This window comes from Candidatus Regiella endosymbiont of Tuberolachnus salignus (assembly GCF_964020115.1).
Classification (GTDB): Bacteria; Pseudomonadota; Gammaproteobacteria; order Enterobacterales; family Enterobacteriaceae; genus Regiella; species Regiella insecticola.
This window is the reverse complement of sequence record NZ_OZ026542.1, coordinates 481753-496213: the sequence shown is the minus strand read 5'-3', so window position 1 is coordinate 496213 and position 14461 is coordinate 481753. Positions and strand designations below refer to the sequence as shown.

Genomic DNA, 14461 nt, shown 5'->3' with positions numbered 1-14461 from the left:
AATCAAGATGGCTCTGTGAAAAGAGTAATTTTTGGTAACATTGCTATTTTTGATCATTATTTGAAATAAGAAAAAAACCGAACGATATTTTTTAAGTAGATTAGCCTCCTAATCGAACCTCATTCAGGGATCTCAGGCGAAGCTTGTAATTCAAAAATATTCCAAGATAAGAAGTCAATGTTATGCATCAAAAATCTCCGTTTAAAAAAATGTTTAAAGTGAAATTCATGTCAGCTTTATTGTGCTTATTTATCAGCACAACTACAGGTAGTAGTTATGCCACCAGTAACTCGGCTCAGTCTAGAATTCAAAGCAGTGTGGACGAGGTTATAAAACCATTGATACAAAAATACAGTATCCCAGGTATTGCAATTGGCATCACCGTAGAGGGTAAAAATTACTTTTACAATTATGGCGTGGCGTCAAAGGAAACCAAGCAAGCTGTTACTAATACGACCAATTTCGAGATTGGGTCGCTGAGTAAAACATTGACTGCAACTTTGGCGTCTTATGCTCAGATAAATGGTCAGCTTTCATTGTCGGACAGTGTCAGTAAATATTTACCTGTTTTACGTGGTAGTAACTTTGACAACATTAGTTTACTCAACTTGGGTACACATACTGCGGGCGATTTCCCTTTGCAAATACCGGATAATGTCACCAATTATGATGAGTTAATGACGTATTACAAAAATTGGAAGCCAACTTACGCCGCTGATACGCACAGAAATTACTCCAATCCGGGCATTGGCTTGCTTGGTATCGTGACAGCTAAGCGCATGAATATGTCTTTTGAAGATGCAATGGAAAAGATATTGTTTCCTAAACTGGGAATGAAGAACAGTTACATCAATGTACCAGAAGAGCAGATGAATAATTACGCTCAAGGTTATAACAAAACAGATGAGCCGGTCCGAGTCAGCCCTGCTGTTTTAGCATCTGAAGCCTATGGCGTGAAAACCAATACGACTGATTTAATTCGTTTTATTGATGTCAACATGAAACTCATTAAACTTGACGAAAAATTGCAGCGTGCAGTAATGGATACGCACACTGGATACTTTACGTCGAGAGAAATAACGCAAGATTTAATCTGGGAACAATATCCCAACACGGCGCTGTTGCAACCGCTGTTGGCAGGTAATTCATATGACATGATTTATAAAGGTGTTACTGTCACTAAGATTGTCCCTCCGTTGCCGCCACAGGAAAATGTATGGCTTAACAAAACTGGATCAACGAACGGTTTTGGTGCCTATGCACTCTATAATCCAGCAAATAAAGTCGGTATTGTGATACTGGCGAATAAAAATTATCCCATTGATGAGAGAGTGACTGCGGCATATACCATACTGACTCAATTAAAAAGGTCAGATGGCATTGAAAAAATAATGTGAGGCCAACTTTTTTACCACTGATCGCAGGGGAACAGGCCAGGGCAAAGATGTGGGCAAGGATAAAGGAAGAGGTAACGCTAGGAGACTATTGGAAAAAGTCACTTTTACGTGCGGGGGATACCGATATTGCTCTCGTTTCTATTGACAAAATACACAGCATGCTATGTGTTGATGTGCACGGTGGAGCAACAGGAGCCCATGATTATTTCAAGGATAAAACCTATGCTGAGATCAGGATAAGAAATCATGCAGGCAAGGTTATTTTTGAAAAAAAAATAAAAAGCACAGGTAGGGTGTCTCCACGTGAAGAGATCCCATTTACTGAGGGCTATCAACTGGAAATTTATCATGCTGAGGCAGAAACCAGTTTACTGTTCGCCTCAGATATCCAGGGTGCATCGATGCCCAATGCCAAAACAAACCGTTTCGTCATGACAAAAACTGGGCTGAAAAGGCTAATACCGGCTCATCAAATGACCCTGCTGGACAGGAATAATTATGCATTTGCTTCCCTTTCTGTCGATGCCGTTGCCAGGCAGCTGGAGATTGATATCAGTAAACCCCTGGCTGATGAGCATGCTCAGGACTCCGTTTACGCAAGCATTAAAGTAATCAATAAAAAAGGCCGGGTATTTTTTAAAAAAGAGATCAAAGGCAGTGATACCGGAATGTTACGTACCCGGGTTTTGTTTTCTGAAGGCGATAAACTGGAGATATATCATGCGCAGGCAGAAGAACGTTTAAAAATTTTCTCTTCTGGTGTCAAGGTTGATGTTGCCGTAGCTGCAAAAACCACGACCTTTATCATAACATCGAGAGGTCTGGAAAAAATTCTGTTTTCACTTCAGCCAACACAGGGCGATACAGCAGACAAGATGGCTCAGGCAATGTCTGGTTTTACCCCTCTCTCTTTAGACGCCGTTTCCTGTCAGCAAGATAACAGGCTAACACCATCCGAATTTTTCAGTGCTTTGGTCAGCGCAGGGTCATATGCCCTTCGTCTTTGAAGTTGCCGCTAGGCGGCGGCCAGGGGGGTGAGACCGATGAGCGTAGACATACCATGAGAGCGAGCACCCGCAGACAACAAAGCCGTAACTTGAAAGGCGAAGGGTATAGTGGCTAAATTTGCTGCGGACGATAGATTTTAGTTTAAAAAACATTGACTCACTTGAAACTATCCCTATAATTCGTTTCCACAATACGACGGGCGATTAGCTCAGTTGGTAGAGCATCTCCCTTACAAGGAGGGGGTCATCAGTTCGAATCTGGTATCGCCCACCACTTTTTGCTATTACCTACTATTTTTCGGGTCGTTAGCTCAGTCGGTAGAGCAGTTGACTTTTAATCAATTGGTCGCTGGTTCGAATCCAGCACGACCCACCAAATTACTTCATCAGTACGTAAAAAATGCTAAAGCCCATTCAAAATCGCTAGAGACTTTGAATGGGCTTTTTGTTTGGTTTTATCACAGTTTAGATAGATTACGTCCGTAATAAATTTCTTTTATTTCGTCATGTAATTTACAGATAATATCTTCTTTTTCTTCGTGATTGAATTGTTCAGGTTTTGTGTCAAACAGGTGGTGTTCGAGGTCAAGATCTTTCAGCATCATTTTTGTATGAAAAATATTTTCCTGATAAACGTTCACATCCATCATGTCATAACGCTGTTTCATATCCTTAGATATAAAGTTCTGAATCGAATTGATTTCATGATCGATATAATGTTTGATGCCCTTAGCATCACGGGTGAAACCTCTTACGCGGTAATCTATCGTAACAATATCTGATTTTAGCTGTTCGATGAGATAATCCAGTGCGTTTAACGGTGAGATAAGGCCACAAGTAGAAACTTCGATGTCAGCCCGAAAGGTACATAATCCATCGGTAGGATGACATTCGGGATAAGTATGTACACAAATATGGCTTTTATCCAAATGCGCGACTATTGAATTTGGCGAAGGGTTAATCTCTTCTTCACTGATTAAGATTGTGACGCTGGCGCCTTGAGGGTCATAGTGTCAGCGCTAATGATAAAAGACCGTAAATTGCTAATTTAATTTGTCCACTCAAGCCAGAATGCAGTTTCCTTTGTGGTGACAAAGCCATGAGGGAAATAAGCATGCTAAGAAGAGAGGACCACTACATGATAAAACAACGCCATCAACAGGGGGCATTTATTGTTGATATTGCCCATCAGATAGGGTGTTCAGAAAAGACGGTGAGACGGCACATTAGCTATCCTGCGCCGCCAACAGCAAAATGCGGTAAAAAACAGGTTGCTAAACTCGAGCCCTTTAAAGACTACATCGATTCAAGGTTGAGTGAACAGGTTTGGAATGCGGCGGTTATTTTTGAGGAAATCCGTGAAAAAGGCTACCGCGGCGGGAGTGCGATGCTCCGACGTTATATTCATCCGAAGCGTCCACTCAGGGCCTCGAAAAACACGGTACGCTTTGAAACCCTCCCCGGTTATCAACTTCAACACGATTGGGGAGAAATCATCGTTGAGGTGGCAGGCTCTGCCTGTACGGTTAATTTTGCCGTTAATACGCTCGGTTTTTCGCGTCGCTTTCATGTCTTTGCTGCCCCTAAGCAAGATGCTGAGCACACGTATGAATCGCTGGTTCGCAGCTTCAATTACTTCGGTGGCAGCGTAAAAAATGTCTTGGTAGATAACCAAAAAGCCGCTGTTATCAAACATGGACAAAATGGCCACATCGAGTTCAATGCAGGCTTCCTGCAACTGGCTAATCACTATGGGTTTAGTCCTCGCGCCTGTAAGCCCTATCGACCGCAAACGAAAGGCAAAACCGAACGGATGGTGGGCTATGTTAAACACAATTTTTTCACTCGCTACCGTCAGTTTGAGAGTTTCGCTCATGTTAATCAACTGCTAGCGATGTGGCTGGCGAAAGTGGCAGACCAGCGTCATCTTCGTCAATTCAAGCAGACACCGGAAAATCGTTTTGCTGAGGAAAAAATAGCTTTGATGCCACTCCCTGCGACTGATTTCGATACCAGCTACTTCGACCTACGACAAGTGGCATGGGACAGCTATATCGATGTCAGAGGTAATCGCTATAGCGTGCCTTCATTCTGGTGTGGTCGTGCGGTTAATATTCGTATCGGTTTAGATAATACGCTACGTATTTACGGCGATGAGCAACTGCTCGCGACGCATCTCTTGCAGGAGGTAACGCAGGGCTGGCAAAAGGTGCCAGAACATCATCAAGCCCTTTGGCAACAGGTCAATCGAGTAGCGTCTCGTTCGCTCAGTGTGTATGAGGAGCTACTCTGATGGAAATGGAAAACTTGTTGATACGGTTAAAAATGGATTACCTGGGCGATGCGTTGGAGAGTTTATGTGAAGAAGCCACCAAGAAAGCACTGAACTACCGTGAATTTCTCCAGCAGGCATTAGCCCAGGAATGGAACGGGCGTCACCAAAAAGGCTTGGAATCGCGGTTAAAACAAGCACGTTTGCCGTGGATAAAAACCTTGGAGCAATTTGACTTTACTTTCCAACCAAGTATAGACAGGAAAATTATCCGCGAGCTGGCGGGGCTGAGGTTTGTCGAACATCATGAAAACGTCATTTTGTTAGGCCCACCTGGGGTAGGGAAAACGCATTTGGCGATAGCGCTGGCTGTCAAGGCAGCTACAGCTGGGCATCGGGTATTGTTTATGCCTCTGGATAGACTCTGCTGTACCTTAATGAAGGCAAAGCAAGAAAACCGTCTGGAACGCCAACTTCAGCAACTGTGCTATGCCAGGGTATTAATACTGGATGAAATCGGGTATTTACCGATGAATCGCGAAGAAGCTAGCCTATTTTTCAGGTTATTGAGCCGTCGTTATGAAAAGGCGAGCATCATTCTCACATCAAATAAAAGTTTTACTGATTGGGGGGACGTATTCGGTGATCACATTTTAGCAACTGCGATTTTAGACAGGCTTTTACATCATTCAACCACATTGAATATTAAAGGAGAAAGCTACCGACTCAAAAATAAACGCAAAGCAGGCATGTTGCCTATAAAAACGACTGATATTATCCAGGCGCCTGGAATAGAAACCCAACAGGAAAATTAGCAAAAACTGGACATTTTAAAGTAGCAAAAAGTGGTCAATCTAAAGTAGCGTTGACACATAGTCCTGTCTGGCAATATTTAAAATGTTGGCACCAATAATCGAGCAAGTTTTGGTTAATATTTCGCTCAGCCGATCAGCGTTGTATTGTTCGTCAATGTGGCTGATATAGTTTTCTCGATTATTTTTAGCATAACGAATATCGTAAATACAAAAACTCAAGCTTTTAGTTAAATTGTTGAAACCGTGTAATTTAAGCTTATGCAATTTAATTCACCTCCTCATCTATTGGTGTTTAAATTTCATTAAAAATTCATTTATACCCTTGCCGCCGCGTTGTTGTCTGCGGGTGCTCGCTTTCATCAGGTAGTCTATCTATGCTCATCGGTCGGTCGCCCTGGCAGCCGAAGGCAACTTCAAAGGCCAAGGGTATATTTAAAGCACTAACGCCTCGAGCAAATATTGTGGTAAAGCAAAACTATTAAGATGAATGGTGGGATTGTAGTAACGACAGCTGAATTGAGCTTCTTTAAAGCGATCTTTTAAGACAGTGAGATCTAACTGACGTAAATCCGGATTGTTCGTCGCCCAAGCAAAGGTCATAATACCACCATAGTAGCTTGGAATAGCCGCCTGATAAAAACTGACATCCCTGAAATGTTTTTTAAGCTTCTTATTACTCTCTATGACTTCCTGTTGCTGCAAAAAACACACGCCATTCTGTGCAACTAGGATCCCACCCGGATTTAAACAGTTAGCGCAGCTTTGATAAAATTCGGATTTAAATAAATTTTCACCTGGACCAATGGGATCGGTGCAATCAGAAATAATAATGTCGAATTTTTCTTTAGTGTGTTCGACAAAATGCGCACCATCATCAATCACCAGTTTTAAACGTGGATCTTGATAAACCTTCCCTTCACGATTATGTTTTGGTAAAAATTCTTTGCAAAATTCCACTACACCGCGATCTATTTCTACCATAACGATTTGTTCTACAGTGGTATGACGGCAAACTTCACGTAACATAGCACCATCACCGCCGCCGATAATCAGCACTTTTTTTTTGGCGTTTCCATGGGCGAATAATGGAACATGAGCCATCATCTCATGGTAAATAAATTCGTCACGTTCAGTGGTTTGTACTACACCATCGAGTGCCATCACTCTACCAAATTCCGTATTTTGGAAAATCACCAGCTCCTGATGTTCTGTTTTTTTATTGAACAATACCTTTTCAACTGAAAAATATTGACCAAAATCACTATGCAGGGTTTCATGCCAGCGCTCTTTTTGTGACATACTCAACTCCTATCGGAGAGCCTATTCGAAATCTTCTTTGAGCTGTGCTCAATTGAGAAAAAAATAAGCGAAAAAGCGCAGTTTACATAAAGTAAATGAGCATTTTGAGCTTATTTTTGATGAAGTATCAGCGAGCACAAGAGATTTCGAATAGGCTCTGGGGTGGACATAAAAATAAGCGCCATATCATAGCGAACTATGGCACTGTGAACAAAGCTATTTTTGAGACAAGATGCGTGTTTTGTGGGGTGGCTAAAGTCGCAGCAGGTAATTGACCTTGGCGTACCCTGTTGGTAACTTTCACAGTTTAAATAAAGGCAAAAGCATCACTATAAATATGGGATTTTTGTGCAGCGCGCTCACTACAGAATAGTTCGCGCGCGATTTTAGCCATTTCAAAACGCCCGGCGATGTAAATATCTTGTTTAGCTAAGGATTGATAGTCTTGTAACACAGCACTCAACACGGTACCCGTTTTACCATCCCAGTTATCAGCCGGTTGTTCGACGACAGGGACTATGCGCAATTGTGGGTATTTAACTATGAGCGCTTTTAGTTCATCTAAATCGTACAAATGTTTGGCTTCACGTCCACCCCAGTAAAGTGACACTTCTCGATGGGGTTGTTCCGCCAATGCCGCCAGTAAAATAGAACGTGTATATGAGAAACCAGTACCTCCTGCGATTAATAATAGCGGACGCTGGCTATTTTCACGAAACCAAGCTTCTCCATGCGGGATGTCAATATCCAATCTTCTATTTTTTACGATAGCGTCCATCACCGCCATTGCGTATAAATTTAGCTCTGACGCCCCAATATGGAGTTCAATGTATTGCCTTTGTGTTGGTGTTGATGCTATCGAAAATGGGCGTTTATCACGTTCACTCATTATCACCATGAGATATTGACCGGCTCGAAAGGAAAATGGCACAGAGGGAACCAATTTCACTCGATATACAGTATCAGTAATGGTCTCCACAGAGGCGACTTTACAGCTCAATGTTGTCATGCGTTCCTTTTTTTATTAGCGTTTGGGTGACGGGCTGAATATCGCCAACTCATCCCAAATCTCATCGATACGAGTGCAAACTCTTTGATCCATCGTAATAGGGCGACCCCATTCACGAGAAGTTTCTCCTGGCCATTTATTCGTCGCATCAAGCCCCATTTTCGATCCAAGCCCAGAGACGGGTGAAGCGAAATCTAAATAATCGATAGGGGTATTTTCTATCAATAACGTGTCACGTGCAGGATCCATTCTGGTTGTAATCGCCCAAATAACATCATTCCAATCTCGAGCATTGATGTCTTGATCACAGACAATAACAAATTTGGTGTACATAAATTGCCGTAAAAATGACCATACTCCCATCATTACTCGTTTGGCATGGCCTGCATACTGCTTTTTAATCGTCACTATAGCAAGGCGGTAGGAGCACCCCTCTGCGGGTAGATAAAAATCAATAATTTCTGGAAATTGTTTTTGCAAAATGGGAACAAATACTTCATTTAATGCGACCCCCAGCACTGCAGGTTCATCGGGAGGGCGCCCAGTATAGGTTGAATGATAGATAGCATCTCGACGCTGAGTAATACAGGTCACGGTAAAAACAGGAAATTTTTCTACTTCATTATAATAGCCAGTGTGGTCACCATAGGGTCCTTCTGATTCCATCTCATCTTGTTCAATATATCCCTCCAATATGATTTCTGCACTGGCAGGCACTTTAAGATCACTGGTAAGACATTTAACGACTTCTGTTTTATTCCCACGTAGCAAACCGGCAAAAGCATACTCAGATAACGTGTCTGGCACTGGCGTGACGGCCGCTAAAATAGTGGCGGGATCTGCGCCTAATGCAACCGCTACAGGAAAACGTTTTTTAGGATATTTGACACACCAGTCTTGATAATCTAATGCGCCGCCCCGATGAGATAACCAGCGCATAATGAGCTTGTTTTTTGCTAACCGTTGTTGACGGTAGATGCCTAAATTTTGTCGTTCTTTATATGGCCCGCGGGTAATGGTTAATCCCCAAGACACCAGCGGAGCTACATCATCTGGCCAGCAATGCATTATTGGAATACGGCTAAGATCGACATCTTCTTCTCGCCAAATTTGTTCTTGGCAGGGGGCGGAACCTATACATTTTGTTGGCATATTCAGTACTTGCTTGAATTTTGGCCATTGCTGACACAAATCAAGAAAACCTTGAGGGGGATCAGGCTCTTTCAAAAAAGCCAGTAATCGGCCGACATCGCGTAGCGCAGTGACATCTTTTTGCCCCATTCCCATGGCAACTCGTTTGGCAGAGCCAAACAAATTGCAGAGTACCGGCATAGAATACCCTTTTGGATTTTCAAACAATAATGCGGGTCCACCGGCTCGTAGGGTGCGATCAGCAATTTCTGTCATTTCCAAATAGGGATCAATTGACTGGCTAATACGTTTAAGTTCCCCTTTTTGTTCAAGTAATGAGAGGAATTCACGTAGATCTTTGTATTTCATATTAATCACTTTAACCTTTCAAAGGTGCTCCATTATAAGCTGTCTTGATATCGGTTGCTGTTTTTTTGTTAGCGCCTATTCCACATATTTTTCTCTCCTCGCCCTCCTTGACTAAAAATGACACCTAACACTTCAATTGTTAAAATAATGCGATTATTTATTAATGTTTTTGTAAAAATTAATTGACTATTTATTAACATAAATGTACAAACAGAGGACGATCCGCTTAAAAAATAATCTTATTAGATCGGTTTGTGGTGTTTATTGGCTAAAAACGGAGTAGAGAATAATAGCGAGGCAACATTCCGTTGTCAGTGCAGACAAAAAAATTTACCAGGAGAATATATGACACTCATAACAACACCTTCAACATCACCCCTAATAGCACCCCTAAGTTTTAGCGAAATGTTTGACAAAGTGGATGATAGTTTTGAGGTACAACGAGGAACGACAGCACTAGTAGCATCAGCGGGAGCAGTATTAGCAGTAGGAGCAATAGGAAGAGAACTAAGAGATGTACGTAATGTTAACATGCTAAGGATTTCAAATTACATATTCTGTGCTTCGGCAGCTATTGATGCTGGCAACCGTTACTTAAGAAATGTTTGTTGTGATAGAGAAAGTATATGTCTCCCCTATAGTTATAATACGGTTAATTTAGCTGGCACTCTTACTATGGTGGCTGCCGCACTGTTGTCCGTGATGGCTCGGAGGTGAGAAATTCTAGTAAGTTGAGATCTTAAATAACGAGAATGTAATAGCCGAGATTTATTCCAGATCTCTCGCGCTCACCGATAAAAAATACGGTTAAAAATAAATGATGTAGCGAAAAAATGGCGCTGATAATAGCGCTCTTTGTTTTTTTAGCACCTTATCACGTGATATCCAGCGAAAATAGCGCTAACGGGCTGTCTTGCGATTGATGATATCAAAGAGTAGAATGAGCCGTTTTATCTATTAAACTCTAGCAAAACGGGTTAGGTAAAGTGAGCGCTGTATTACTAAGCATAAGAGGTTTCGTTAGAGACGAACTAAGCTTGGCTTTACGTCACTGGCTGCGGTTTTGTGGAGAATTTATGGGGTTGCTGAATTAGAGATTGGCGCCCATCTTATTTTTAATTATTCGGAGTATTATAATGTCTCTAAGTGTTGAAGTGAAAGCTAAAATTATTGCTGATTTCGGTCGTAATGCTAATGATACTGGCTCTAGCGAAGTTCAAATCGCGTTACTCACTGCTCAAATTAACCATTTGCAGGGTCATTTCTCTGAACACAAAAAAGATCACCATAGCCGCCGTGGTTTACTACGCATGGTATCTTCACGTCGTAAGCTGTTAGACTATTTAAAACGCACAAAAATAGAGTCTTACTCTGATCTGATCAAACGTTTAGGTTTGCGTCGCTGATTGACTTAATTTTGTAAAAAAGGGGCCCCAAATTGGCCCCTTTCTTCTTAATTTAAAAAAATATATTAAGTTTAGCTATATAAATTAAGAGACTCGATGATAGATATAAATCGCTGGTGAACCTTTATCATCTCACGAATCATTATCACACTTATTAAAGTAATAAAAAGGATACTATTTTGCTAAATCCGATCGTCCATAAGTTCCAATATGGCCAACATACCGTAACGATAGAAACAGGTATGATGGCACGCCAAGCAAACTCAGCTGTAATGGTATCTGTTGATGATACTGCCGTATTTGTTACTGTGGTGGGTCAAAAACAAGCCAAGCCCGGTCAAAATTTCTTCCCTTTAACCGTGAATTATCAAGAGCGCAGTTATGCCGCGGGACGTATTCCTGGAAATTTTTTCCGCCGTGAAGGTCGCCCAAGCGAAGGGGAAACATTAGTTTCACGTCTCATCGATAGGCCAATACGTCCGCTATTTCCGGCAGGTTTTTTAAATGAAGTCCAGATTATTGCAACGGTTGTTTCTATAAATAAAGAAGTTAATCCAGATATCGTTGCCATGATTGGGGCTTCCGCCGCTCTTAGCCTTTCTGATATTCCCTTTAATGGCCCTATTGGTGCGGCTCGTGTTGGTTTCATTAACGATCAATATATACTTAATCCAACAACGACAGAATTGATAGAAAGTCGTCTCGATTTAGTCGTTGCCGGCACTAATGCCGCGGTATTGATGGTGGAATCAGAAGCCAAGATGCTAAGCGAAGAACAAATGCTAGGAGCGGTCGCATTCGGCCATGAACAGCAGCAGATCGTGATTAACAATATCAATGAATTGGTCGAAAAGGCAGGCAAAACTAAATGGGATTGGCGCCCAGAAGAAGTGAATCAAAAGCTTTATACTATGGTCACTGAGCTCGCTGAAACTCCTCTAGGGGATGCATACTGTATTACTGAAAAACAAGAACGTTACGCTAAAATTAACGCTATAAAGGCGGATATCACACAAACGTTATTAGATAAAAATGAAATTTCAAATGCAGCGGAAATACAAGATATATTGAGTCATACTGAAAAAAAATTGGTGCGAGGTAGAGTCTTAGAAGGTAAACCTCGCATTGATGACCGTGGAGAAGACACAATACGTAGCCTGGATATACGTACTGGGGTGTTACCTCGTACTCATGGTTCTGCATTATTTACCCGTGGTGAAACGCAAGCGTTGGTTACCACTACTTTAGGTACCGCCCGTGATGCACAGTCTCTTGACGAATTGATCGGTGAGCGTACCGACAGATTCTTACTGCATTATAATTTCCCTCCCTATTCTGTCGGTGAAACCGGCATGGTCGGCTCGCCAAAACGTCGTGAGATTGGTCATGGACGGTTAGCGAAACGTGCGCTATTAGCCGTTATGCCATCCCTTGATGATTGTCCTTATACTGTGCGTATAGTTTCGGAGATTACTGAGTCTAATGGTTCTTCTTCTATGGCATCTGTCTGTGGGGCTTCTTTAGCCTTGATGGATGCTGGAGTCCCCATAAAAGAGCACGTAGCGGGGATTGCTATGGGGCTAGTAAAAGAAGGAGACAATTTTGTTGTGTTGTCTGATATTCTGGGTGATGAAGATCATCTTGGTGATATGGACTTTAAAGTAGCAGGAAGCCATACCGGTATCACCGCGCTGCAAATGGACATTAAAATTGAAGGTATCACCAAGGAAATTATGCAAAAAGCACTCAATCAAGCAAAAGCGGCACGCTTGCATATTTTGGGGATAATGGAGCAGGTAATCAAAAGACCCCGTAGTGATATTTCTCAATATGCGCCCCGTATTCACACCATTAAGATTAACCCTGATAAAATTAAAGATGTGATAGGTAAAGGTGGTGCAGTAATCCGCGCATTAACTGAAGAAACTGGTACCACTATTGAAATCGAGGATGATGGTACTATCAAGATTGCAGCGGAAGACAATGAAAAAGTAATCTACACTATCCGGCGTATCCAAGAAATTACAGTTGATCCAGAGCCTGGAAAAATCTATTTAGGTAAAGTAACACGCATTACTGATTTTGGTGCATTTGTTTCCTGTGTGGGAGGTAGAGAAGGTCTAGTTCATATTTCTCAAATTGCTGAAAAGCGGGTAGAAAATATACCGGATTATTTGCACATCGGGCAAGAAGTCCAGGTTAAAATTGTAGAAATTGATCGTCAAGGCCGAATTCGCCTCAGTATGAAAGATGCTGCTGATTTACCATTGAGCTAAACGAAGACGAAAAAAATCGGCGTAATATGCACTTTGACAAAGTATTTGCGAACACAAGAGACGTTAAATAAGTATTTAATAAATAATACCCGGCTTTATTTACAGAATAAAATGGCTGAATCGAGGCAAAAGGACGGAAAAATATTGGTGCTATGTTTATATTTTAGAGTTAAAAAATGAAACTTTGTTTACGCTTATGTTACATCTTGCTGGTGTTCATTCTGGCGGGATGTATCAATAATGATTGGCGTAAAGAGCAGATTTTAGCCATCCCTGTGCAAGCTACATTACAGCAAGAAGTCATTTTGGCGCGCATAGAACAAATTTTCTTGACCCGAATTTTGACCGATGATGAACGCGCGCGCCTTTTATATGAACGAGGAGTACTGTATGATAGTCTAGGATTGCGAGCGTTGGCGCAAAATGATTTTTCACAAGCGCTGACTATTTGTCCTGATATGCCAGAGATTTTTAACTATCTAGGTGTTTATCTAACGCAGGCGGGCGATTTTAATGCGGCCTACGAAGCCTTTGATTCTGTATTAGAGCTCGATCCAAATTACAACTATGCGTATTTAAATCGAGGCATTTCCCTGTATTATGGTGGTCGTTTCCTGCTAGCACAGGATGATTTGAAGAAATTTTATCAAGACGACCCCAATGATCCTTTCCGCTTGTTATGGCTATATTTGGTGGAAAGAGAAATAAATGCCAAGGCTGCAAAAGTAGCGCTGAAACAGCGTTATGAAAAGTCGAATAGAGAGCAATGGGGATGGAATATTATCGAGTTCTACCTGGGTAAAATCAGCATAAAAACGTTGATGAAGCATCTGGTAGTGGACGCGGTAGATAACACTTCTCTCGCTGAACATCTCAGTGAAGCCAACTTCTATTTAGGTAAATATTACCTAAGTCTGGGGGATAAGGAAGCCGCTTCTGCGTTGTTTAAACTGACGGTAGCTAATAATATTCACAATTTTGTTGAGCATCGCTTCGCATTGTTGGAATTAGCGCTTTTAGGTCACGAACAAGGCGAGTTAGCGGAATCAGACCAATAGTAATCTCTTTTCGAAATCTTAAATGAAGATACCCACAGTCCTTCAAGTTGCCTTCGGCTGCCAGGGCGTGAGACCGATGAGCGTATACCCAATGAATTTCGAGTTACGGCAAGGCGGCAGTCAATCGAATCCCAGGAGTGTACAGATAGTACATGACAGAGGATGAGTGGGAGACGCCAACGTCGCCGTAACTTGAAAGGTGAAGGGTTATATACCCACAGTCTTTGAAGTTGTCGCTAGGCGGCTAGGGCGTGCGACCCGATGAGCGTAGACCTACTACGTGATTCGGGCGAATGTCCTCAGCCAACAACGCGGCGGCCTCAAAGGCAAAGGGTATGTATAGATATACTACGTGATTCGGGCGAACCCCCGTAGCCAAAAACACGGCAGCTTCAAAGGCGAAGGGTATACAGCATTGTTAA

11 protein-coding genes, 2 tRNA genes and 2 pseudogenes are annotated in these 14461 nt (G+C 42.0%); 10 read left to right on the top strand and 5 right to left on the bottom strand.

Annotation, left to right across the window (positions count from 1 at the left end; all coding sequences use genetic code 11):
- The first annotated feature begins 209 nt into the window (after window positions 1–209).
- The 4 genes from ampC to AACL30_RS02570 all read left to right on the top strand — a co-directional run bounded on the left by ampC (window position 210) and on the right by AACL30_RS02570 (window position 2780).
- Window positions 210–1397, top strand: coding sequence for a class C beta-lactamase (ampC, locus tag AACL30_RS02585; RefSeq protein ID WP_422389589.1), 1188 nt, complete (start codon window positions 210–212; stop codon window positions 1395–1397).
- Window positions 1394–2404, top strand: coding sequence for a putative mucin/carbohydrate-binding domain-containing protein (locus tag AACL30_RS02580; protein WP_339057717.1), 1011 nt, complete (start codon window positions 1394–1396; stop codon window positions 2402–2404). Before ampC ends, AACL30_RS02580 begins: the two co-directional genes overlap by 4 nt.
- A 198-nt stretch (window positions 2405–2602) precedes the next feature.
- Window positions 2603–2678, top strand: a tRNA-Val gene (locus tag AACL30_RS02575).
- 26 nt (window positions 2679–2704) lie between these two features.
- Window positions 2705–2780, top strand: a tRNA-Lys gene (locus AACL30_RS02570).
- Window positions 2781–2862: 82 nt separating this feature from the next.
- On the opposite strand, the pseudogene speD reads toward AACL30_RS02570, so the two are convergent.
- Window positions 2863–3414: pseudogene (speD, locus tag AACL30_RS02565) on the bottom strand (adenosylmethionine decarboxylase); the annotation flags it as partial.
- 104 nt (window positions 3415–3518) lie between these two features.
- Here speD and istA point away from each other — a divergent pair.
- Both istA and istB read left to right on the top strand, forming a co-directional pair.
- Window positions 3519–4697, top strand: coding sequence for an IS21 family transposase (gene istA, locus AACL30_RS02560; RefSeq protein ID WP_339056693.1), 1179 nt, complete (start codon window positions 3519–3521; stop codon window positions 4695–4697).
- Window positions 4694–5491, top strand: a complete 798-nt coding sequence (istB, locus tag AACL30_RS02555) for an IS21-like element helper ATPase IstB (RefSeq protein ID WP_339058365.1) — start codon at window positions 4694–4696, stop codon at window positions 5489–5491. Before istA ends, istB begins: the two co-directional genes overlap by 4 nt.
- 57 nt (window positions 5492–5548) lie before the next feature.
- On the opposite strand, the pseudogene AACL30_RS02550 reads toward istB, so the two are convergent.
- The 4 genes and pseudogenes from AACL30_RS02550 to ubiD form a co-directional block, all read right to left on the bottom strand.
- Window positions 5549–5755: pseudogene (locus tag AACL30_RS02550) on the bottom strand (S-adenosylmethionine decarboxylase); the annotation flags it as partial.
- 168 nt (window positions 5756–5923) lie between these two features.
- A complete protein-coding gene (gene speE / locus AACL30_RS02545; RefSeq protein ID WP_339057716.1) occupies window positions 5924–6790 on the bottom strand; it encodes a polyamine aminopropyltransferase in 867 nt (288 codons plus the stop codon).
- Between the two features lie 307 nt (window positions 6791–7097).
- Complete coding sequence (fre, locus tag AACL30_RS02540) at window positions 7098–7799, bottom strand: NAD(P)H-flavin reductase (RefSeq protein ID WP_339057715.1); 702 nt, start codon at window positions 7797–7799, stop codon at window positions 7098–7100.
- A 15-nt stretch (window positions 7800–7814) separates the two neighbouring features.
- Window positions 7815–9299, bottom strand: a complete 1485-nt coding sequence (gene ubiD, locus AACL30_RS02535; protein WP_339057714.1) for a 4-hydroxy-3-polyprenylbenzoate decarboxylase — start codon at window positions 9297–9299, stop codon at window positions 7815–7817.
- 264 nt (window positions 9300–9563) lie between these two features.
- Here ubiD and AACL30_RS02530 point away from each other — a divergent pair, with 264 nt between their 5' ends.
- The 4 genes from AACL30_RS02530 to nlpI all read left to right on the top strand — a co-directional run bounded on the left by AACL30_RS02530 (window position 9564) and on the right by nlpI (window position 14039).
- The gene (locus AACL30_RS02530; RefSeq protein WP_339057713.1) at window positions 9564–10016 is read left to right on the top strand and encodes a hypothetical protein; all 453 of its coding nucleotides are present in this window, start codon (window positions 9564–9566) and stop codon (window positions 10014–10016) included.
- Between the two features lie 419 nt (window positions 10017–10435).
- A complete protein-coding gene (rpsO, locus tag AACL30_RS02525; RefSeq protein ID WP_006704872.1) occupies window positions 10436–10705 on the top strand; it encodes a 30S ribosomal protein S15 in 270 nt (89 codons plus the stop codon).
- 179 nt (window positions 10706–10884) lie between these two features.
- The gene (gene pnp, locus AACL30_RS02520; protein ID WP_339057712.1) at window positions 10885–12981 is read left to right on the top strand and encodes a polyribonucleotide nucleotidyltransferase; all 2097 of its coding nucleotides are present in this window, start codon (window positions 10885–10887) and stop codon (window positions 12979–12981) included.
- Window positions 12982–13157: 176 nt separating this feature from the next.
- Window positions 13158–14039 carry a lipoprotein NlpI gene (gene nlpI / locus AACL30_RS02515; RefSeq protein WP_339057711.1) on the top strand — a complete coding sequence of 294 codons (882 nt, stop codon included), beginning with the start codon at window positions 13158–13160 and terminating at the stop codon, window positions 14037–14039.
- Window positions 14040–14461 lie beyond the last annotated feature (422 nt).

What these genes read in the sequence shown, in the direction of transcription:
- rpsO (WP_006704872.1), top strand. Translation starts at nt 10,436, where the DNA reads ATGTCTCTAAGTGTTGAAGTGAAAGCTAAAATTATTGCTGATTTCGGT.
- ampC (WP_422389589.1), top strand. Translation starts at nt 210, where the DNA reads ATGTTTAAAGTGAAATTCATGTCAGCTTTATTGTGCTTATTTATCAGC.
- speE (WP_339057716.1), bottom strand. Translation starts at nt 6,790, where the DNA reads ATGTCACAAAAAGAGCGCTGGCATGAAACCCTGCATAGTGATTTTGGT.
- nlpI (WP_339057711.1), top strand. Translation starts at nt 13,158, where the DNA reads ATGAAACTTTGTTTACGCTTATGTTACATCTTGCTGGTGTTCATTCTG.
- fre (WP_339057715.1), bottom strand. Translation starts at nt 7,799, where the DNA reads ATGACAACATTGAGCTGTAAAGTCGCCTCTGTGGAGACCATTACTGAT.
- istA (WP_339056693.1), top strand. Translation starts at nt 3,519, where the DNA reads ATGCTAAGAAGAGAGGACCACTACATGATAAAACAACGCCATCAACAG.
- ubiD (WP_339057714.1), bottom strand. Translation starts at nt 9,299, where the DNA reads ATGAAATACAAAGATCTACGTGAATTCCTCTCATTACTTGAACAAAAA.